The sequence below is a fragment of the Oerskovia sp. Root22 genome (genome assembly GCF_001429135.1).
GTDB lineage: Bacteria > Actinomycetota > Actinomycetes > Actinomycetales > Cellulomonadaceae > Oerskovia > Oerskovia enterophila.
On sequence record NZ_LMIL01000010.1, the window covers coordinates 56,489 to 78,306 of the forward strand.

Below are 21,818 nucleotides of genomic sequence, written 5' to 3' on the forward strand. Positions count from 1 at the left end.
CCGGGCTCAGCCCGCGAGGCTCGTGGCGCGCGCGGCCCGGTAGGCCCGCTGCACGGTCGACTGCCCGATCACGCGCGTGCCCTGGTACACGACGAGGGACTGCCCCGCGGCCACGCCGCGCAGCGTCTCGCCCGTGAGCTCGACCTCCATGCCGGCGCCCTGCGCGGACGCCGCACCGGTCGGGTCCTCGGGCGCTCCCGCCCCAGGCCCGACGACGGCGCGCACCCGGGCCGGGACCGGTACCCCGTGGGCACGCACCTGCACGGTCGCCTCGAACCAGTCCGACGCCGCGGAGGTCGACGCGTCCCAGCCCGCGCCCGCGAGGACGTCGTCCGCGAGCCACACCGACCGGTCCCCCACGATCCGGTCGACCGTGAGCAGCTCGGCGGGCCCCACGACGACGCGGTTGGAGACCGGCTCGACCTCGAGCACGTAGCGCGGCTTGCCGTCGGCCGCCGGACGGCCCAGGGCCAGACCCTTGCGCTGGCCGACCGTGAACGCGTACGCACCCTCGTGCTCGCCCAGGACCTCGCCCTCGGTGTCGACGATCTCGCCCGTGCGCGCGCCCAGGCGAGACTTCAGGAATCCCTGGGTGTCGCCGTCGGACACGAAGCAGATGTCGTACGAGTCGGGCTTGTTCGAGACCGACAGCCCGCGCCGCTCGGCCTCCTCGCGCACCTCGTCCTTGGACGCGAAGCCCCCCAGCGGGAAGATCGAGCGGGCCAGCCGCTCTGGCCCCATGACCGCGAGCACGTACGACTGGTCCTTGGCCTCGTTGGGCGAGCGGTGCAGCTCGTGGACCGTCCGGGTCACGGGCTCGCCGTCCGGCCCGGGCTCCGTGACCTCGCGCGTGAGGACCTGCGCGTAGTGCCCCGTCGCGACCGCGTCGAACCCGAGCGCGGTCGCCTTGTCGAGCAGCGCCTCGAACTTGATGTGCTCGTTGCAGCGCACGCACGGGTTGGGCGTGCGCCCGGCCTCGTACTCGGACAGGAAGTCGGCGACGACCGTGTCCTCGAAGCGCTCCGAGAGGTCCCACACGTAGTACGGGATGCCCAGGACGTCGGCCGCACGCCGCGCGTCGCCCGCGTCCTCGATCGAGCAGCAGCCGCGCGACCCGGCGCGGAACTGCTCGCGGTTGCGGGACAGCGCCATGTGCACGCCGACCACCTCGTGGCCGGCCTCGACGGCCAGTGCGGCCGCGACGGCGGAGTCCACCCCGCCGGACATCGCTGCCAGGACTCTCATGCGGGCCTCCTCGTGGTGCTCGTGGTGGTGCTCCGGCCTGCGCCCGCCGAGGACGCGAGACCTGCGGCCTGCGCGCGCGCCACGACCTGTGGCAACGCGTCCAGGAGCCGTTGCACGTCGGCGTGCGTCGACGTCGCGCCGAGCGAGAACCGCAGCGCACCGCGCGCGTCCTCCTCGGGAACGCCCATCGCGAGCAGGACGTGCGAGGGCTGCGGGACCCCGGCCTGGCACGCCGACCCCGTCGACGTCTGCACGCCCGCCGAGTCCAGCAGGTACAGCAGCGAGTCGCCCTCGCAGCCGGGGAACGTGAAGTGGGCGTTGCCGGGCAGGCGCCGCGACGGGTCGACCAGGGGGTCCGGCCCGCGCAGGACCGCGTCGGGGACGGCCGCGCGCACGCCGCGCACCAGCTCGTCGCGCAGCCCGGCCAGGTGCTCGGCCCGCTCGGCGCGCGCCCCGACCGCCTCGGTCACCGCGACCGCGAACGACCGGATGGCAGGGGTGTCGAGCGTGCCCGACCGCACACCCCGCTCCTGCCCGCCGCCGTGCAGCACGGGCGTGAGCGGCAGGCCACGCTTGGCGAGCAGTGCCCCCACGCCCACCGGGCCGCCGAGCTTGTGGCCCGTGAGGGTCAGGGCGTCGAGCCCGCTCGCGGCGAAGTCGACCGGGACCTGGCCCACGGCCTGCACCGCGTCGGAGTGCACGGGGATCCCGTAGGGGCGCGCGATCTGCACGACCTCCTGGACGGGCTGGATCGTCCCGACCTCGTTGTTGGCCCACATGACCGAGATGAGCGCGACCTCGTCCCCCTTGGTCGCGAGCTCGGCCCGCAGGGCGTCCAGGTCGAGGCGTCCCTCGTCGTCGACGGGCAGCAGCACGATCTCCGCGCCCGTGTGCTCGGCCATCCAGAACGCCGGGTCGAGCACCGCGTGGTGCTCGACCGCCGAGACGAGGATGCGCCGCCGTCGGGGCTCGGTCGTGCGACGCCCCCAGAACAGGCCCTTGACCGCGAGGTTGTCCGACTCGGTGCCGCCCGCGGTGAAGATCACCTCGCTGGGGCGCGCGCCGAGCGCCGCTGCCACGGCCTCGCGCGACTCCTCGACGACACGGCGCGCAGCCCGGCCCGCCGAGTGCAGCGAGGACGGGTTGCCGGTCGCCGTCAGCTCCGCGACGAACGCGTCGATCGCCGCCGGCGACATGGGGGTCGTCGCGGCGTGGTCGAGGTAGGCGCCGGCGCCGGGCGCGGCAGGGGTGGAGGTCATGGGGCGATCACAGTCGTCCAGTCTACGAAGGGTTCCTGGGGCTCGCTGTCACGGGGCTCGTGGGGCCGTCGGCCGACCCGTGGGATGGCGCTGGACAGCCCAGGAAAACGCGATATCTTGACAGATGCCCGATCGCTCTCGGATCCAGGTCCCCGGCTCGTTCCACGCCGCGGACCGCACCCGGGACGCCTTCGCGCGGTTCCCCCCTCAGACTCCCCTCCTCACCTTGTGAGAGTGCTACGCCCCATGCCCGACGACGTCGCGACCACCGCCGTGGTCCGCTCACCGGAGGACCCGCGCGCCCACGCGAGCGACCGGCTGCGCTGGGCGCAGCTCCCCGCCGAGCTGCGCGACGAGATCGAGGCGACCATGAACGCCCGGGTCGTGGAGGAGATCAGCGTCGTGAGCGGGTTCAGCCCGGGCATGGGCTCGCTCGTGCGTCTCTCGACGGGCGACCAGGTCTTCCTCAAGGCTGCCCGCACGCTCGACGCGCCCGAGTCCGCGGACCTGCACCGGGCCGAGGCCAAGATCTCGGTGCGCCTGCCCGCGGCCGTCCCCATGCCGCGCTTCCTGTGGGGCCACGGGGACGGTGACTGGATCGTGCTCGCGTACGAGGCGATCGACGGCTACCCGCCCCGCATCCCGTGGGACCCCGCGGTGCTCGGTCGCGTGCTCGACACGCTCGACGACCTCGCGCGCGTCCCGGGCGCGCGCCAGATCCCCCTGCCACCCGCGGGTCCCCAGCTCGCGTCGGCCACGATCGGCTGGGGCCGCGTCCAGCGCGAGCCGTACCCGCACCTCGAGCACGTCTCGCCCTGGGCCGCACAGCACCTCGACCGGCTCGTCGAGACCGAGCTGGGCGTGCTCGTCGCGTGCGAGGGCGAGTCGATCGTGCACGGCGACATGCGGGCCCAGAACCTCGCCGTGACCGACGACCACGTCTACGTCCTCGACTGGCCCCACGCCATGCGCGGGGCAGCCTGGCTCGACCTCGCGCACCTGCTCGTCACGGTCGGCGCACAGGGCGTCGAGGGAGTGTTCGAGCCCGTCGACGTCGAGATCCCGTGCGACGGCGGGCCGCCCCTCGTGCACTGGGACGACGCCGAGCGCGCCGGGGCCTGGCTCACGGCCGTGTTCGACGACCACCCGCTGGGTGCCGAGGTGCACCCCGAGGACCTGCGCTCGATCGTCGGCGGGTACGCAGGATTCTCCCTGGACACCGCGCGCCGCCCCGCTCCCCCGGGCAGGCCGTGGCTCCCGGAGAGGGCCATGGGCCAGGCGCTCGCAGGCCTCGCCTGGCTCGAGCACCTGGGACTCTGACCCGCTCCTGGGGCCTTGCTCCGCCGTCGGGCCCGGGTGACGGGGTTCCGCAGCACTCCCCGGACGCGCGGACGCCCCGGCAGGCGAGCCTGCCGGGGCGTCCGTGGTCCGTGCGAGCGGTCAGCCCTTGTGCTCCCGGATGACCTTCGCCGCCTGCGGCAGGACCTCCGCGAGGTCGCCGACGACCGCGAAGTCGGCGATCTCGAACAGCGGGCAGTCCGAGTCGTTGTTGACCGCGACGATGACCTGCGAGGCCTGCATGCCACCGCGGTGGTGCGGTGCCCCCGAGATGCCCGCGCCGATGTACAGGCGCGGCGCGATCGTCACGCCGGTCTGGCCGATGAACGTGTCGAACCAGCCCTCGTAGACCGCGTCGCGGGTTGCGCCCACGGCCGCGCCGAGCGCGTCCGCGAGCTCCTCGACCGGCGCGAAGTCACCGTCGGTGCCGCGCCCGCCGGCCACGACCGTGGCGGCCTCTGCGAGGCTCGGACGCCCGCCCTCGACGACCGGCTTCTCCTCGCGCGAGACGACCGTGACCCGCGTGGCCGAGGCCGGGACCTCGACGGGGAACCCGATGACCTCGGTCGCGACCGAGGTCTCGGCAGGCTCCGGCACGACCGAGTTGGCGCGGACCGTGAAGACCGCGACGTCCGTCGAGACCTCGCACGAGGTGTCCCACGAGCCCGCGAAGACCCGCTTGTGGCCCACGGCCTTGCCGTCCTCGGCACTGACCGCGGCCGCGTCGATCACGAGGCCCGCGCCGAGCTCGTACGCGAGGCGGGCAGCCGCCTCCTTGTTGGGGAACGTCGCCGAGAGCAGCACGACGTCGGCGTTCGCGCGGCGCACCGCGGTCGCGAGCGTCTGCGAGACGACGGCCGTCAGGTGCTCGGCGCCGGGGCTCAGGGACGTGGGCAGCTCGGCCTGGAGGACCGTGTCGACGCCGTAGGCGCCGAGCTGGGCGAGCGTCGTGACGCTCGGGCTGCCGAGCGCCACGGCCTTGGGGCGCCCGAGGCTGCGGGCGATGGTGAGGAGCTCGAGGGCCGCGGAGCGCAGCTGCGTCTCCGGGGAGTCGAGCAGGACGAGGACGTTGGTGGTCACGGTGTTCCCTCTCAGACCAGCTCGTTGCGGATGAGGAACTCGGCCAGCGCCCGGCCGCCCTCGCCCTTGTCGACGACGACCTCGACCTCGGGGCGCGGCGGGCGGGGCGTGGCGCTGAGGACGTGCGTGCGCGCACCGGCGTCGCCCACCGTGGCGGGGTCGACGCCCAGGTCCGCGAGGTCCCAGACTTCGATCGGCTGCGTGCGCGCGGCCATGATGAGCTTGAAGTTCGGGAAGCGCGGCCAGTTCGCGTGGTCCGTCACGGAGACCACGGCGGGCAGCGGCGCCGAGAGCACCTCGAGCGCGTCGTCGAGCTCGCGCGTGACCTGGGCGGTCCGCGCCTGAGCGTCGACCTCGAGCTTGCCCGCGAGCGTGAGCTGCGGCAGGTCGAGCTCGGCGGCGAGCAGCACCGGGACGACGGACCCCAGCCCGTCGAGCGCGGCCATGCCCGTGACGACCAGGTCGACCGGGCCCTCCTCCTCGAGCTTGCGGATCGCGGCGGCCAGGGTGCTGACCGTCCCGAAGTAGTCCGAGCCCGCGAGCGCCTCGTCGCTCACGCGCACCCCGCGTCCGACGCCCATCTGGTACGCCTTGCGGATCGCGGTGTCGGCCTCGGGGCCGGCCATGGTCAGGACGACGACCTCGGAGGACGCCTGCTCGTCCTCGGGCAGCGACTCGACGATCTTCAGGGCTGCCTCGATCGCGTTCTCGTCGAGCTCGTTGAGCGTCCCCTCCTCCGACGAGCGCACGACGCGGCCCTCGTCGAATCGGCGGTCGGCGTGGATATCGGGAACATACTTGACGGCGACGACGATCCTCATCGTGATGAGCTCCGTGGGTGGGCGACGGTGGACCCGGGACGAACCCGCACGCCAGGCCCCTTGCGAGGACGCGGCACAGTCGAAACCCTACCGGGCAGGGCGCCGCAGCCGGGTGAGATCTTGCGCACGACCACGTGCTGAGCACGAACCGTCCACGACCGGGCGTCACAATGGAGGGGTGCAAGCGCTTGCCCCCACCCCCCGCCCCCGCCCCTCGCACGGTCCGGTCCCGCCGTTCGGCGTCCACCTCGCCGGAGACGGCGTCGACGTGGCCGTGCTCGCGTCGCACGCGAGCGCCGTCGACCTGTGCCTGCTCGACGTCTCCCCCGACGGCGAGATCCACGAGAGGCGCGTCGCGCTCGACGGGCCGAGCTACGGCGTCTGGCACGCCCGTGTGCCCGGGGTGCGCGAGGGCCAGCGCTACGGCTTCCGCGCCCACGGCCCCTGGGACCCTGCGGCCGGGCTCCGGTACAACCCCGCGAAGCTGCTCCTCGACCCGTACGCGCGCGGGCTCGTGGGCGAGCTCGACGAGGACCCCTCGACGCGCGGGCACGTGACCGAGCGCGACGCGTCGGGCGTGCTCGTCGGCGACCCGGAGGGCCCGGCCGACCCGCGCGACTCCGCGGCCCACGTGCCGCACTCGGTCGTCGTGGCCCCGCGCACGAACCACCCGCCCGTGCGCCGCCCGCAGGTCCCCTGGGCCGACACCGTGCTGTACGAGGCGCACGTGCGCGGCCTGACCATGCAGCTCGAGGCCGTGCCCGAGCCCCTGCGCGGCACCTACGCGGGGCTCGCGCACCCTGCCACGATCGCTCACCTGCGGGACCTGGGTGTCACGACGATCGAGCTCCTGCCGATCCACGCGTTCCTGTCCGAGCCGCACCTCGTGGCCCAGGGCCTCACCAACTACTGGGGCTACTCGACGGCTGGGTTCTTCGCGCCGCACGCGCCCTACGCGACGCGCGACGCGCAGGAGGCCGGGCCGGGCGCCGTGGTCGACGAGGTCCGCGGCATGGTCCACCTGCTGCACGAGGCCGGGATCGAGGTCGTGCTCGACGTGGTGCACAACCACACGTGCGAGGGCGGGGTCGACGGGCCTCACCTGTCGTGGCGCGGCCTCGACAATCCCGTCCACTACCTGCACGACGGCGCGACGCCCGCCCGGCTGGCGGACGTCACCGGGACGGGCAACAGCCTCGACTTCCGGCGTGCCCGCGTGGTGCAGGCGACGCTCGACTCGTTGCGGTACTGGGCGCAGGAGATCGGGGTCGACGGCTTCCGGTTCGACCTCGCGGTGACCCTGGGCCGGGGGCCCGGCGGGTTCGACCCCGACCACCCGTTCCTCGTCGCGCTCCAGACCGACCCCGTGCTGAACGGGCTCAAGCTGATCGCCGAACCGTGGGACGTGGGCCCGGGCGGCTGGCGGACCGGGCAGTTCCCGGCCCCCCTGGCCGAGTGGAACGACCGCTTCCGCGGGGCCGTGCGCCAGTTCTGGCTCGCCGACCCCCGCGAGGCCTCGCACGGGCGTCTCGGCCAGGGCGTGCGCGAGCTCGCGACCCGCCTGGCAGGGTCCGCGGACCTGTTCGGTCACAGCGACCCGCCGCTGATGCGCGGACCGGTCGCATCGATCAACTTCGTGACGGCCCACGACGGCTTCACGCTCGCCGACCTCGTCGCCTACGAGCACAAGCACAACGAGGCCAACGGCGAGGGCAACCGGGACGGCAGCGACGACAACCGGTCCTGGAACCACGGCATCGAGGGGCGGCTGTCGGACGAGGACGCCACGATCCGAGGGCTCGAGCACGAGGGCTTCGAACCCGGGCTCGTGATCGCTCCCCTGCGGCGACGCTCGATCCGCAACCTCATGGCCACGCAGATCCTGGCGGCCGGCACGCCCATGCTCACGGCGGGCGACGAGATGGGCCGCACCCAGCGGGGCAACAACAACGCCTACTGCCAGGACGGGCCGCTGTCCTGGGTGAGCTGGGACCTGTCGCCCTGGCGCAAGGACCTGCTCGCGACCACGACCCACCTGCTGGCGCTGCGCCGAGAGCACGCCGCGCTGCGCAGCGACGCGTTCTTCCACGGCAGGCCGCGGCATGCCGCCGAGGACGCCGTGCCGGACCTCGCCTGGTTCGACGCGGCGGGGCGCCCCCTCGACCACGACGCCTGGCACGACCCCGGCTTCCGGGTCCTGCAGATGCTGCGCACGGGCCCGGGCGAGGGGGACAAGGACGTGCTCGTCGTGGTCAACGGGGCGCTCGACACGGTCGAGGTCACGCCGGCTGCGGTCCCGGGTCGGGGCGAGGACAGGGCAGCGGGATGCGCCTGGGAGCTCGCGTGGGACTCCGACTGGGAGCACCCGACCGAGGGCGAGCACGGGGTGGACGGCCTCGAGGACGGCGGGGGCGGCGAGGGCACGGCCTCCGCCGACCGGGCTCCGGCCGACCGGGCTCCGGCCGACCAGGCCGACCAGGCCGACCCTGCCGACTCGCCGTCCGTCCTGCTCGAGCCCCTCAGCATGCAGGTCTACGTCTCGGCCGAGCGCCCCTGAGGCCACCGAGGTAGAGGGCTGGCGTCGAGGTAGAGGTCCTGGGACCACTACCTCGACGCCTGGCCTCTACCTCGCGACCGGGCGCGGGGTCTAGTCTCTGCGCATGAGTGACAACGACGTCAGCATCCCCGACCCGACCGCACCGCGTCCCGCCCCCGGGAGCGCTCCCAGTCCCGGAGCGACCGACTCCGCCGAGGTCATCGTCGTCGGCGCGGGCCTGTCCGGGCTCGTCGCCGCGACCGAGCTCACCGCGGCGGGCCGTCACGTGATCCTCCTCGACCAGGAGCCCGCCGCGAGCCTGGGCGGGCAGGCCTTCTGGTCCTTCGGCGGGCTGTTCCTGGTCGACTCGCCCGAGCAGCGCCGCATGGGGGTCAAGGACACCCCCGAGCTCGCCCTCGACGACTGGCTCGGCTCGGCGCAGTTCGCGTCGGGGGCCGCGGAGGGCACGGGGCCGGACCGCTGGGGCTACGCCTGGGCCCGGGGTTTCGTGGACTTCGCCGCGGGGGACATGCGCTCGTGGCTGCACGGCAAGGGCGTGCGCTGGTTCCCGCTCGTCCAGTGGGCCGAGCGCGGCGGCTACCCCGCGGGCGGGCACGGTAACAGCGTGCCGCGGTTCCACGTCACGTGGGGCACCGGTCCGGGCATCCTCGAGCCCTTCGTCCGCGCGGCCCTCGACGCCAGGGAGGCCGGGCTGCTCGACATCCGCTTCCGGCACCGCGTGACCGAGCTCGTGGTGACCGACGGCGCCGTCACCGGGGTCCGGGCCGAGATCCTGGCCGACGACCCGGTCGAGCGCGGCGTGCCCTCGGTGCGCGACGTCGTGGGCGAGGTCGAGCTGTCGGCGAGCGCCGTCGTCGTCTCCTCCGGGGGGATCGGCGCGAATCACGACCTGGTCCGCGCCAACTGGCCCGCGGGTGCGGGCGTACTGCCCGAGCGCATGCTCTCGGGCGTCCCCGACTCGACCGACGGGCTCATGCTCGGCGTCACGCGTGACGCCGGCGCGGCCCTGGTCCACGAGGACCGCATGTGGCACTACCCCGAGGGCATCGCGAACCACTCGCCCGTGTGGACCCACCACGGCATCCGTATCCTGCCCGGACCCTCGTCGCTGTGGGTCGACGCGCACGGTCACCGGTTGCCCGCCCCGCTGTTCCCCGGGTTCGACGCGCTGGGCTCGCTCCAGCACGTCACGGGCCGCGCCGACGACCACTCCTGGTTCGTGCTCAACAAGGCCATCATGGAGAGCGAGTTCGCGCTCTCGGGCTCGGAGCAGAATCCCGACCTGACCGGCCGGAGCGTGCGGCTGCTGGCCCAGCGGGTGCTGCCCGGGGCGGTCGGGCCGGTCGCCCGGTTCGCGGCCGAGTCCCCCGAGTTCGTGTGGGGCGCGAACCCGACCGAGCTCGCCGCCGGGATGAACGCCCTGACCGACGCGACCCCCGGCTCGCAGGGGCACATCGACGCGGTCGAGCTCGAGCGGCTGGTCCGGCTGCGCGACGACCAGGTGCGCTCGGGCCTCGGCAAGGACCACCAGGTCGTCGCGACCGCGATGGCCCGCAAGTTCTTCGTGGACCGGGTCATCCGCGTCTCCCCGCCGCGCCCGCTCACGACGCCCAAGGACGGGCCCATGCTCGCCGTGCGGCTCTCGGTCCTGACCCGCAAGACGCTCGGCGGCCTGCACACCGACACCGACGGTCGCGTGCTGCGCCCTGACGGCTCGGTGTTCGAGGGCCTGTACGCCGCGGGCGAGGCCGCGGGGTTCGGGGGCGGGGGCGTGCACGGCCACCGGGCGCTCGAGGGGACGTTCCTCGGCGGGTGCCTGTTCTCGGGGCGGACGGTGGGGCGCGCGCTCGCGCGGAGCCTGTAGGTCCGGGGGCGGCCGCACGTCCGGCGAGGAAGGACCGCGCCCGTCACCAGTCCGCGGGCATCTGCACCGGGTCGCCCGGGCTCACGCGCGACGCGCGCAGCCCGGGCACCTCGAGCAGCGCCGCGACGAGCTCCTCGCTGCCCCCGAGGTCGGTGGCCACGGTGTCGAGCTCGGTGCACACGAACCAGGACCGGTCCTGCGGCCACCACAACGTGGGCGACTGGTGGAGCGACGCGAACGCGGCGGCCTGCGCGAGCGGCCCGTGCCACAGGTGGTAGGCGCGGTGCGGCAGCTCGAGCATCGGCGCCGCGGGGCGCTCGACCTGGTGCGCGGCCCGCAGCGCGCGCACCCGGGCCTCGGCCTGCGCCTGCGCGAGCGCGAACGAGGACCCCGGCGCGTCCCCCTCGCCCACGTCGTCGATCCCGAACGAGAGCAGGGCGAACGACGTCGAGTCCTCGGGCCGTGCCGCGTGGTCATACAGCCACCCGTACCCGGTCCACAGCGCGAAGTGGCACAGCTGGTCGCCCGTGAACGGCGCGAGGGCGTCGATCAGCAGATCCATCTGCTCGGGTCCCGACTCGTCGCTCCGACCCAGGTAGAGCGACCCGACCCCTTCCTCCTCCTCGGCCCACGCGGGCACGTCGGGGATGCGCGCGTACGCGGCGTAGCCCGACGGGACGCACGACCCGACGGTCCCCCACTCCCCCAGCCGGGGTCGGATCCAGTCGCCGGCCGACGCGTCGTCGTCCCACGCGACCCCGCCGAAGGGCGGGGGGAGGTCGGGGAGGTGAGCGACGTCGTCGGGCATGAGGCGAACGTAGCCGCGGCGAGGCCGCCCGGCCAGCGGACCGGGCTGCCGGTACGCTCCCGGCATGAACCTGCCCGACGGCGCCGCTCCCCCCGGTCCCCCGGCCGGCGGTCCGGGAACGGCCGAGCTCGACGTCGCCGGCTGCGAACGCGTCCTGCGACGCAACGGTCTGCCCCTGCTCCTCGAGGACCACTCGGCGCGCCGCGACGTGTTCGGCCGGTCGGCCCCCTTCCTCGTCGTCGTGCTGCTGCTCGAGCTCACGGGCGCCGTGAACGGCGGGTGGACGTGGTGGGGCAACCTGCTCGCCGTGGCCGGCGGCGCGGTGCTGATCGCCGCGGCCTACGTGGGGCTCAACGTGCTGCGCGGCAGGCACTGGTCGACGCTGCCGCAGGACGTCGGCGGGCCCGAGCTCGCGTTCTTCGTGCTCGTGCCGGCCGTGCTGCCCGCGGTGTTCGGGGGCGAGTGGGGGGCCGCGCTCGTCACGGCCGGCGGGAACCTGCTGCTCCTGGGGCTCGTGTGGGTCGTGGTCGCGTACGGCGTCGGCTCGTCGCTGTGGTGGGGGCTCGCGCGCATCGTCGACGAGCTCGGGGCGTCGCTCGTGCGGCTCGTGCGGCTCCTGCCGCTGCTGATGGTCTTCTCCCTCGTCCTGTTCTACAACGCCGAGGTGTGGCAGGTCTTCAGCCGGACCGGCGGGGCCGCGGGCGTGATCCTGGGGACGTTCTTCGCCGGGCTCATCGTGCTGTTCGTGGGGCTGCGCCTGCCGACCGAGGCCCGGAACGCCCTGCGCGCGGCCGCCGACGGGGTGCCGGGGGCCGCGGCGCTCCCGCCGCTGACCCGCAGCCAGCGGTTCAACGTGGCCGCGATGATCGGCGTCTCCCAGCTCCTGCAGGTGCTCGTGGTCAGCGCCGGCATGGGGCTCTTCTTCGTCGCGCTCGGCACACTGACCGTGACGCCCGAGGTCATGGACCTGTGGGGCATCGACGGGCAGCGCGTGCTGCTCACGTTCGACCTGTCGGGGAGCCCGCTCGTGGTCACGCAGACCCTCGTGCGGGTGTCGGTCGCGATCGCGACGTTCACTGGCTTGTACTACGCGATCTCGGTCCAGGTCGACGCGGTGTACCGCGAGGAGTTCGTCGAGGGGATCGGGGAGCAGCTGCGGGAGGTGCTTGCGACGAGGGTGCGGTACCTGGGGCTGCTCGGGGGCGCTTCTGCGTCGAGGCGCGAGGCAGAGGGCTGACGTCGAGGGTGACGTGTTCCGTCGAGATAGAACCTACTGCGTGAGGTAGAACGCGCTGCGTACTACTTCGACCAGGACGTTCTACTTCGCCCCCCGGTTGTCCACAGATACCCAGTCGCCCCACCCCATGCCTTCGATCACGGGCACGCTGAGCAACATGGCACGACCAGAAACCACTCGTCAGGTCCCGCCCGCGCTGCGCTACGAACCGGCGACCCGGGCTCGGCTCGAGAGGAGCCGACGCGCCGGACAGGTGGTGCGTGTCCGCCCAGGGGTCTACCTGCCGCTCCCGACCGGCGAGGGGCACGCACGGCGACGCGAGGCCGAGGTGCTCGCGAGCGTGCGAGGAGTCGTGGAGAGGCTCGCCACCTCCTACTGGCTGAGCCACGAGACAGCAGCCCTCCTGTGGGGGTGCTGGACCTGGCGGCTGGGGCGGCTGGTCCATGTGACACAGCTTGCGAATCCCAGCGTGCGCCGCGACTCCGACCCGGCCACCCGACGGCACTGGACGGCTTTGCCAGAGCGTGACCGGCACGACCTGGACGGTATCCCGGTCACCTCTCTGGAGCGGACCGTGGTCGACTGCGCTCGTTCGCTGCGGCCGTCCAGCGCCCTGGTCGTCGCCGACTCTGCGCTGCGTCTCGGTGCCGACGTCCGGCTGCTCGACCAGATCCTCGACGAGTCGGCAGGAAAGCGCGGGGTGATCCAGGCGAGGCAGGTCCTCCAGCTTGCCGATGCCCGGTCGGAGTCCCCCGGTGAGACCCTCGTGCGCTGGTTTGCTCTCGACGCCGGCCTCCCGCCGCTCGTCCCCCAGTTCTGCGTCAAGACCTGGCGCGGCGAGTTCCGGCTCGACCTCGCCTGGCCCGAGCTTCGCGTCGGGCTCGAGTTCGACGGCGTGGTCAAGTACGCCGGTGGTATGGGCGACCCTGCAGGACGCCTGCTCGCCGAGAAGAAGCGCGAGGACGCGCTTCGAGAGGCAGGGTGGACGATCCTTCGCGTGACCTGGGAGGACCTGAAGGATCCAGAACGCCTCGTGGGTCGGCTCCGTGCGGCCAGACGGCTGGCTCGCGAACGTGCGAGGTAGAACGCGCCGCGTGAAGTAGAACGTAGGGGGTTCTACCTCGCGCAGCGCGTTCTATCTCGACAGCGTTCTACCTCGGCAGCACAGCCGGTCAGGCGTTCGCGACCAGCCCCAGCTCCGCGACGCTCGCGAGCCCCTCGTGCTGGGGGACGATCCGCACGGTGTACCCGAACGGACCCGACGCCTCCAGCCGCACCGACCCGGCGAACGCCGCCCGCCCCGCCTCGTACGTCTCGGCGAGCTCGAGCGGCTCGGCCGTGAAGGTCTCGATCACGTCGGCCTCGGTCACGCGACCGTGGACCACCTGGACCTCGACGTCGCCGGGCTGCAGGTCGCCGAGCGACACGTAGGCCTTGACCGTCAGGAGGTCGCCGACCTGCGGGACCTCGCGGATGCCGCTCGACTCGACGTGGTCCACCCGGACGCGCGACCAGTCGCCGCGCACGTGCTGCTTCCACGCCGCGAGCTCGCGAGCGGGCTCGAAGCCCGGGGCGTTGAGCGTGCGCCCGGCGACCGCCGCGGGCCCGTACAGGCGGTGCACGTAGTCGGCGACCATGCGCGTGGCCTGAACCTTGGGGCCCAGGGTCGCGAGCGTGTGCCGCACCATCTGGAGCCAGCGCCCCGGCACGCCCTGCTCGTCGCGGTCGTAGAAGCGCGCGGCGACCTGGGTCTCGATGAGGTCGTAGAGCGCGGCCGCCTCGAGGTCGTCACGACGCTCGGTGTCCTCGACGCCGTCCGCCGTGGGGATGGCCCAGCCGTTCTCGCCGTCGTACCACTCGTCCCACCACCCGTCGAGGATGGACAGGTTGAGCCCGCCGTTGAGCGCGGACTTCATGCCCGACGTGCCGCTCGCCTCGAGCGGGCGCAGCGGGTTGTTGAGCCACACGTCGCAGCCCGGGTAGAGCGACTGCGCCATGCCGATGTCGTAGTTCGGCAGGAACACGATGCGCCCACGCACGTCGGCCTCGTCCGTGAACCGGACGAGCTGCTGGATGAGCCGCTTGCCCTGGTCGTCGGCGGGGTGGGACTTGCCGGCGACGATGAGCTGGACGGGCCGCTCGGGGTCGAGCAGCAGCGAGCGCAGGCGCTCGGGGTCGCGCAGCATGAGCGTGAGCCGCTTGTAGGTGGGCACGCGGCGCGCGAACCCGATGGTCAGGACGTCGGGCGAGAGTGCGTCGTCGACCCAGCCGAGCTCGGCGGGGCTGGCCCCGCGCTCGCGCCAGGACCTGCGCAGCCGGTTGCGGGCCTCGTCGACGAGCTGCCCGCGCAGCTCGCGGCGCATGTCCCACAGCTCGGCGTCGGTCACCGCGTCGGGGTTCAGCCAGCCCGACGACGCGGCGTCGGCCGTGAGCTCGTCGAGCCCCAGCTTCTCGGCCTCGAGCGCAGCCATCCTGGGGTCGACCCACGTGGGTGAGTGCACGCCGTTGGTCACCGACGTGATGGGGACCTCGCGCGAGTCGAAGCCCGGCCACAGCCCGTTGAACATGCCGCGCGAGACCTCGCCGTGCAGGAGCGAGACGCCGTTCGCGCGCCCGCCCAGGCGCAGGCCCATGACGGCCATGTTGAAGACCGTCGGGTCCCCGCCGTCGTAGTCCTCGGCGCCGAGCGAGAGGACCTGCTCGACATCGATGCCGGGGATCTGGTTGTCCCCGCCGAAGTACTGCGAGACGAGGTCCCGGCCGAACCGGTCGATGCCCGCGGGCACGGGCGTGTGGGTCGTGAAGACCGTCGCGGCCCGTACGGCCTCGAGGGCCGCGTCGAACGTGAGGCCCGCGCCCGTGACGAGCTCGCGGATGCGCTCGACGCCCAGGAACCCGGCGTGCCCCTCGTTGGTGTGGTAGACCTCGGGCTCGGGGGCCCCCGTCAGCCGTGACCACAGGCGCAGCGCGCGCACACCGCCCACGCCGAGCAGCAGCTCCTGCTGGAGCCGGTGCTCGCCGCCGCCGCCGTAGAGGCGGTCGGTGACCTTGCGGGCGGCCTCGTCGTTGCCCGGCACGTTGGAGTCGAGCAGCAGCAGCGGCACACGGCCGACCGCCGCGACCCACACGTGCGCGTGCAGGACGCGCCCGCCGGGCAGGTCGATCGAGACGCGCGCGGGGGTGCCGTCGTCCTCGCGCAGGATGGTCAGCGGCAGCCCGTCCGGGTCGAGCAGCGGGTAGGTCTCGACCTGCCAGCCGTCGCGTGTGAGGGACTGGCGGAAGTAGCCCGCGCCGTAGAGCAGCCCGACGCCGACGATGGGCACGCCCAGGTCGGACGCGCTCTTGAGGTGGTCGCCCGCGAGGATGCCGAGCCCGCCCGAGTACTGCGGCAGCACCGAGGTGATGCCGTACTCCGGGGAGAAGTAGGCGATCGCCGCAGGGAGCGCCTCGCCCCCCGCGACCTGCTGCTGGTACCACAGTGGGTCCTGGAGGTACCGGTGCAGGTCCGCTGCGGCCGCGCGCACGCGCTCGACGAAGCCGTGGTCGGCTGCGAGCGCCGCGAGCCGGTCCGGCCCGAGCGCTCCCAGCAGCGCCACGGGGTCGCGCTTCACGGAGTCCCACAGCTGCGGGTCGATCCCGGAGAAGAGCTCGCGCGTGGGGGCGTGCCAGGACCAGCGCAGGTTGAGGGACAGCTCGTCGAGGTCGTGCAGCTCGGCGGGCAGGACGGTGCGGACGGTGAAACGTCTGATCGCTCTCACGGGTCCGACAGTACGCAACAGTCGGTCGCGGCACACCCCCTGCCCACCACCTCTCTGTAACGCTTGCATGAACTTTCACCCGCCTGTCGGGCGACGAGCGGGTGGAGGTTCGGCGCCACACCCGCTCTGTGGGTGCCGCTCACGGCCCACGCTCGATACCTTGTGCAGGTGCCTGAGAACCTCGCGACCCCCGCGACCGCCCGCCCGAACGCGTCCGCCGTCGCCTCCACGACCGCGTCCCCCCGCAGGACGAGCACGGTGCCCCCTACGGCGCCCCGCCCGGTCCCCCCGGTGGCTCCCCGGCAGGCTCCCCCGATCGCGCCGGCCGCCCCGATCGGTCGCATCCCGGTCCTCGACGTCTCCCCCGTCGTCGAGGGCGGGCGCTGGCCCGCCAAGGCCGCGGTCGGCGAGGTCGTCCCGGTCGAGGCCACGGTGTTCCGCGAGGGGCACGACGCGGTCGCGGCGACCGCGGTGCTCGTCGCCCCGGACGGCAGCGACCACTCGTGGGCGCACATGGTCGACGTGGCCCCGGGCCTCGACCGCTTCCGCGCGACGCTCTCGCCCGACGCCCCGGGCGCCTGGTCGTTCCGCGTCGAGGCGTGGTCCGACCCGTACGGCACCTGGGCGCACGACGCCGCGATCAAGGTCGCGGCGGGCATCGACGTCGAGCTCATGCTCGCCGAGGGCGTCGCGCTCTTCGAGCGCATCACGGCCCTGGCGGGGCTGAGCCCGCAGGACGCGAAGACCCTGCACGACGGCGCAGCCGCCCTCGCGGACCCGTCTCGCCCCTCGCCGGCTCGTCTCGCGGCGGCCCTGTCGCCCGAGGTGCGCGACGCCCTGGCCCGCATCCCGCTGCGGGACTTCGTGACGCCGTCGGGCACGTACCCGCTCGTGGTGGACCGGCCGCTCGCCCTCGCCGGGGCCTGGTACGAGATGTTCCCCCGCTCCGAGGGCGCGCGACGCCTCAAGGACGGGACCTGGCGGTCGGGCACGTTCACGAGCGCCGCGCGGCGCCTGCCCGCGATCGCCGCCATGGGCTTCGACGTGGTCTACCTGACGCCCGTGCACCCCATCGGCACCGCGCACCGCAAGGGTCGCAACAACTCGCTCACCGCGCTCCCGGGCGACCCGGGGTCGCCCTACGCGATCGGCTCGAAGGACGGCGGGCACGACGCGATCCACCCCGAGCTCGGCAGCGAGCGGACCTTCAAGGCCTTCGTGAAGGAGGCCCGCCGCCTGGGCATGGAGGTCGCGCTCGACCTCGCGCTCCAGTGCTCGCCCGACCACCCCTGGGTCACCGAGCACCCCGAGTGGTTCACGACGCGCGTCGACGGCTCGATCGCCTACGCCGAGAACCCGCCCAAGAAGTACCAGGACATCTACCCGCTGAACTTCGACAACGACCCGGCGGGCATCTACGCCGAGGTGCTGCGCGTCGTGCGGGTCTGGATCGCGCGCGGTGTCACGGCGTTCCGGGTCGACAACCCGCACACCAAGCCGCTCGAGTTCTGGGAGTGGCTGCTGGCCGAGGTCCGCGCCACCCACCCGGAGGTGATCTTCCTGTCGGAGGCGTTCACCAAGCCCGCGATGATGCTCACGCTCGCGCACATCGGGTTCCACCAGTCGTACACGTACTTCACGTGGCGCAACGAGAAGACCGAGCTCGCGGAGTACCTCGCCGAGGTCTCGGGGCCGGCCGGCTCCTCCATGCGTCCGAGCTTCTGGCCCACGACGCACGACATCCTGCCGCCGTACCTGCAGCACGGCGGCGTCGCCGGGTTCGCGGTGCGGGCCGTGCTCGCGGCCCTCGGCTCGCCCACCTGGGGGATCTACTCGGGCTACGAGCTCGTCGAGAACGTGCCGCGCCCCGGCGTCGAGGAGCAGATCGACAACGAGAAGTACGAGTACAAGCCGCGCGACTGGGCGCTCGCGGAGGAGATCGGCATCTCGACCCTCCTCACGCGGCTCAACGAGGTGCGCCGCGAGCACCCCGCGCTGCGTCAGCTCCGCAACCTCACGATCCACCCCACGAGCAACGACCAGGTCCTCGCGTTCTCGCGTCACCTGCCGGCGCGCGTGTCCCCGGCCGGGACGCCCGAGCCCGCGGACACCGTGATCGTGGTCGTCAACCTGGACCCGTGGGGCACGCAGGAGTCCATGGTCCACCTCGACCTCGCGGCGCTGGGCGTGCCGGCCGAGCACGGGCAGTTCGTCGCGCACGACCTCCTGAGCGGTACCTCGTACGGGTGGGGGCAGGACGTGTACGTGCGGCTCGTGCCGCAGGAGCAGGTCGCGCACGTCATCCACGTGGGCGCGCCGTGACGGCGCCCCCGTACCTGTCGTCCCCCGGGGGCCAGGGGCCGTCCGCCACGTCGGGCGGAGTGCCGGGCGGCACCTCGGGCGGTGCCGCCCGGGACGGGCACGCCGCCGGCCCGGCTCCCGTCGCGCCCGCGACGGCCCCTGCTCCCCTGCCCGTGGGCGCACTGCCTCCCCAGCGACAGCCGGCCGCGCCCCTGGCGCAGCGCGGGGGCCTGTCCGACGACCCCTCCTGGTACCGGACCGCGGTGTTCTACGAGGTCCTGGTCCGCGCGTTCTCGGACTCGTCGGGCGACGGCTCGGGCGACCTGCGCGGGCTCATCGAGCGGCTCGACTACCTCCAGTGGCTCGGGATCGACGCCCTGTGGCTGCCGCCGTTCTACCCCTCGCCCCTGCGCGACGGCGGGTACGACGTGGCCGACTACACCGCGATCGCGGGCCAGTACGGCTCCATGTCCGACTTCACCGAGCTCATCGCCGAGGCCCACTCGCGCGGCATCCGGATCGTGATCGACCTGGTCATGAACCACACGAGCGACCAGCACCCGTGGTTCCAGGCCTCGCGCGCCGACCCCGAGGGCCCCTACGGCGACTTCTACGTGTGGAGCGACGACAACACGCGCTACCAGGACGCGCGCATCATCTTCGTGGACACCGAGACGAGCAACTGGACGTTCGACCCGGTGCGGCGCCAGTACTTCTGGCACCGGTTCTTCTCGCACCAGCCGGACCTCAACTTCGAGAACTCGCGCGTCGCGGACGCCATGCTCGACGTGACGCGGTTCTGGCTGCAGGTGGGCGTGGACGGGTTCCGGCTCGACGCGGTCCCGTACCTGTTCGAGGCCGAGGGCACCAACTGCGAGAACCTGCCCGAGACGCACCGGTTCCTGCGGCGCGTGCGCGAGATGGTCGACACCGAGTTCCCCGGCCGGATCATCCTCGCCGAGGCCAACCAGTGGCCCGCGGAGGTCGTGGACTACTTCGGCACCGAGGAGGAGCCGGAGTGCCACATGTGCTTCCACTTCCCCGTGATGCCGCGCATCTACTACGCGATCAAGGACCAGCGGGCCAACCAGATCGTGGACATCCTGCGCGACACCCCGCCCATCCCGGCGGGCGCCCAGTGGAGCACGTTCCTGCGCAACCACGACGAGCTCACGCTCGAGATGGTCTCGACCGAGGAGCGCGCGTCGATGTACGGGTGGTACGCCCAGGACCCGCGCATGCGCGCGAACGTCGGCATCCGCCGCCGCCTGGCCCCGCTCCTGGACAACTCGCGCAAGGAGATCGAGCTCGCGCACGCGCTGCTCCTGTCGCTGCCCGGCAGCCCGTGCCTGTACTACGGCGACGAGATCGGGATGGGCGACAACATCTGGCTGCCCGACCGCGACGCGGTCCGCACGCCCATGCAGTGGACGCCGGACCGCAACGCGGGCTTCTCGACGGCCGACCCGGGCAAGCTCTACCTGCCGCCGATCCAGTCGCTCGTGCACCACTACGGCTACGTCAACGTCGAGGGCCAGCTCGCACAGCCCACGTCGCTGCTGCACTGGGTCCACGGGATGCTCGCGGTGCGCCGCCTGCACCCCGCGTTCGGCGACGGCGCGCAGGTCACGCTCAGCACCGACAACGACGCGGTGCTCGCGTTCCTGCGCCGCAACGAGGCCGAGACGATCCTGTGCGTCGCGAACCTCGCGTCCACGGCGCGCACCGCCACGATCCACCTGCCCGAGCACGCGGGGGCGACGCTCACCGACGTGTTCGGCGGGGCACCGTTCCCCCCGGTGGGCGAGGACGGCGACGTCGTGATGACATGGGGGTCGAGGGACTTCTACTGGCTCACGGTGTCGTAGATGCCGACGTCGACGGTGTCGTAGGGACCGGGCCGGCAGCCCTCGCCCGGACGGCAGAAGGAGCTGACGTGGTGCCGAAGACCGTCTCGTCCCCGCCCGTCGCGTCCCGCCACGGACCGCTCGGGTCGCCGCAGCGCGCCCCGGTGCCCGACGCGCGCCTGCTGGGGCTGCTCGACGCATGGCTGCCGGCCCAGCGCTGGTACCCCGTCAAGGGGCTCGCGGTGCGCCACGTCCCGTGGCTGAGCTACGCGCTCACCGATCGCTGCACGCTGCACCTGCTGCGCGTCGTGGGCGAGGGCCTCGACCTCGTGATCCAGGTCCCGCTCGTGCTCACGCCCGCGGGTCGGCTCGCGGCCTCGGGCGAGCCGGCCTCTCCCGACGCCGGGCCCGCCACGGGCGCCCAGGACCCGGCTCGCACGCCCCTGCCGGGCTTGGTCGGCTTCGTCCCGGGCCCGCCCGCCCGGCCCGGGGACCCGCTCGGCGCGCCGCTCGCGGTGCACGACGGCGCCACGCACCCCGACCTGTGGGTGGCCCTCCTCGCGGCGCTCGAGCCGGCTGAGGGTGACCGTGCGGGAGGACCGGGCGAGAGCCCGGACCTGGCCGGGGCCCGGACGGTCGGCGGCGAGCAGTCCAACACGTCGGTGATCCTGCCCGGCGTCGTGGGGGGCTCGATCCTCAAGATCCTGCGGACGGTCGCGATCGGCAAGCACCCCGACGTCGTGGTCCCGGACGCGCTCGCGCGGGTCGGGTGGACCGGCGTCCCTCGCCCGCTCGGCTGGGTCGAGGCCTCGTGGGACGCGGTCGACGTCCCCGGCCGACCCGCCGGGCCGGGCGCGCCGGGCCCAGGGCCGGCGGCCGGGCAGGCCGGGGCGACCGCACGGACGGCGCACCTCGCGATCCTCAGCGAGCTCGTGACCGACGCCCAGGACGGGTTCGAGCTCGCGTGCGCCTACGCGTCCCAGGACCGGTCGTTCGCCGATCTCGCGGCCGACCTCGGCGCGACGCTCGCGAGCATGCACGGCGCGCTGCGCGTGGCCCTGCCGACCGGGCCACCGCTCGAGGCGGGCTGGCTGCTGGGCGACCTGCGCCGTCGGGCCCGTGAGGCCTGCGCGGGCTCGATCCCGCTCGCACGGCGTGCCCCGCTCGTCGAGGCGTTCCTCGACCAGGTCGGCGAACGCCTGGCGCGCGACGACGCTCCCCCGCCCCTGCTCCAGGCGATCCACGGTGACATGCACCTGGGCCAGGCGCTGCACGCGCGCGGCGACGGCTGGAAGATCCTCGACTTCGAGGGCGAGCCCCTGCGGCCCGTGTCCGAGCGCACGCGCCCGGACCTGCCGCTGCGCGACGTCGCGGGGATCGTGCGCTCGCTCGACTACGCGGCGGCGGTCGGCGGTGCCCGCTCACCTCGCTGGACGACGACGGCGCGCACCGCGTTCGTCGAGGGCTACCGGCGGGCCGTGGGCGAGGACGACGGGACGGCCGGGCTCTCGCTCGCGACGACCGAGGCCCTGCTGCGGGCGCTCGTCCTCGACAAGGCCCTGTACGAGGTCGTGTACGAGTCGCGCAACCGGCCCGCGTGGGAGCCGATCCCGCTCACGGCCGTGGACCGGCTGCTGGGCGGGCGGTAGGCAGGGCAACGCACGACGCCCGTTCCCCGGTGTCGCCGCACGCACCGGTGCGAC

At 73.6% G+C, this 21,818-nt stretch carries 14 protein-coding genes; 8 read left to right on the forward strand and 6 right to left on the reverse strand.

The genetic code is table 11. The features are described 5' to 3' along the window. Window positions 1-6: 6 nt before the first annotated feature. The gene (gene mnmA / locus ASE15_RS14020) at window positions 7-1,245 is read right to left on the reverse strand and encodes a tRNA 2-thiouridine(34) synthase MnmA (protein ID WP_056763917.1); all 1,239 of its coding nucleotides are present in this window, start codon (window positions 1,243-1,245) and stop codon (window positions 7-9) included. Continuing rightward, window positions 1,242-2,504 (reverse strand): cysteine desulfurase family protein, encoded by a 1,263-nt coding sequence (locus tag ASE15_RS14025; RefSeq protein WP_056763919.1) that lies wholly within the window; start codon window positions 2,502-2,504, stop codon window positions 1,242-1,244. The genes mnmA and ASE15_RS14025 overlap by 4 nt, the downstream gene beginning before the upstream one ends. A 246-nt stretch (window positions 2,505-2,750) precedes the next feature. Here ASE15_RS14025 and ASE15_RS14030 point away from each other — a divergent pair, with 246 nt between their 5' ends. Next, window positions 2,751-3,824 (forward strand): phosphotransferase family protein, encoded by a 1,074-nt coding sequence (locus tag ASE15_RS14030; protein WP_056763921.1) that lies wholly within the window; start codon window positions 2,751-2,753, stop codon window positions 3,822-3,824. A 120-nt stretch (window positions 3,825-3,944) separates the two neighbouring features. Here ASE15_RS14030 and ASE15_RS14035 read toward each other — a convergent pair whose 3' ends face one another. Together ASE15_RS14035 and ASE15_RS14040 are read right to left on the reverse strand one after the other, a co-directional pair. Continuing rightward, window positions 3,945-4,922: an electron transfer flavoprotein subunit alpha/FixB family protein gene (locus ASE15_RS14035; RefSeq protein WP_056763923.1), complete on the reverse strand. Its 978-nt coding sequence runs from the start codon at window positions 4,920-4,922 to the stop codon at window positions 3,945-3,947. An 11-nt stretch (window positions 4,923-4,933) separates the two neighbouring features. Beyond that, on the reverse strand, window positions 4,934-5,743 hold the full coding sequence (locus ASE15_RS14040) for an electron transfer flavoprotein subunit beta/FixA family protein (protein WP_056763925.1): 810 nt from the start codon (window positions 5,741-5,743) through the stop codon (window positions 4,934-4,936). Between the two features lie 178 nt (window positions 5,744-5,921). On the opposite strand from ASE15_RS14040, the gene glgX reads away from it, so the two are divergent. Then, complete coding sequence (glgX, locus tag ASE15_RS14045; RefSeq protein ID WP_056763927.1) at window positions 5,922-8,300, forward strand: glycogen debranching protein GlgX; 2,379 nt, start codon at window positions 5,922-5,924, stop codon at window positions 8,298-8,300. A gap of 103 nt (window positions 8,301-8,403) precedes the next feature. Next, complete coding sequence (locus ASE15_RS14050; RefSeq protein WP_082618460.1) at window positions 8,404-10,164, forward strand: FAD-binding dehydrogenase; 1,761 nt, start codon at window positions 8,404-8,406, stop codon at window positions 10,162-10,164. 43 nt (window positions 10,165-10,207) lie between these two features. Here the strand turns inward: ASE15_RS14050 and ASE15_RS14055 are convergent, their stop codons facing one another. Continuing rightward, entirely contained in the window at window positions 10,208-10,972 is a 765-nt protein-coding gene (locus ASE15_RS14055) for a hypothetical protein (protein WP_056763929.1), read from the reverse strand. 64 nt (window positions 10,973-11,036) lie between these two features. Between ASE15_RS14055 and ASE15_RS14060 the strand changes: the two genes are divergently transcribed. Next, window positions 11,037-12,209: a hypothetical protein gene (locus tag ASE15_RS14060; protein WP_056763932.1), complete on the forward strand. Its 1,173-nt coding sequence runs from the start codon at window positions 11,037-11,039 to the stop codon at window positions 12,207-12,209. A 157-nt stretch (window positions 12,210-12,366) separates the two neighbouring features. Next, entirely contained in the window at window positions 12,367-13,293 is a 927-nt protein-coding gene (locus ASE15_RS14065) for a hypothetical protein (RefSeq protein WP_157257368.1), read from the forward strand. 88 nt (window positions 13,294-13,381) lie between these two features. Here the strand turns inward: ASE15_RS14065 and glgP are convergent, their stop codons facing one another. After that, window positions 13,382-15,967: an alpha-glucan family phosphorylase gene (gene glgP, locus ASE15_RS14070; protein ID WP_056763937.1), complete on the reverse strand. Its 2,586-nt coding sequence runs from the start codon at window positions 15,965-15,967 to the stop codon at window positions 13,382-13,384. A 168-nt stretch (window positions 15,968-16,135) separates the two neighbouring features. On the opposite strand from glgP, the gene ASE15_RS14075 reads away from it, so the two are divergent. The 3 genes from ASE15_RS14075 to ASE15_RS14085 all read left to right on the forward strand — a co-directional run bounded on the left by ASE15_RS14075 (window position 16,136) and on the right by ASE15_RS14085 (window position 21,764). After that, on the forward strand, window positions 16,136-18,289 hold the full coding sequence (locus ASE15_RS14075; protein WP_082618496.1) for an alpha-1,4-glucan--maltose-1-phosphate maltosyltransferase: 2,154 nt from the start codon (window positions 16,136-16,138) through the stop codon (window positions 18,287-18,289). A 146-nt stretch (window positions 18,290-18,435) separates the two neighbouring features. Further along, window positions 18,436-20,136, forward strand: coding sequence for a maltose alpha-D-glucosyltransferase (treS, locus tag ASE15_RS14080; RefSeq protein ID WP_056646824.1), 1,701 nt, complete (start codon window positions 18,436-18,438; stop codon window positions 20,134-20,136). Window positions 20,137-20,204: 68 nt separating this feature from the next. Further along, window positions 20,205-21,764, forward strand: coding sequence for a hypothetical protein (locus ASE15_RS14085; RefSeq protein WP_056763940.1), 1,560 nt, complete (start codon window positions 20,205-20,207; stop codon window positions 21,762-21,764). Window positions 21,765-21,818 lie beyond the last annotated feature (54 nt).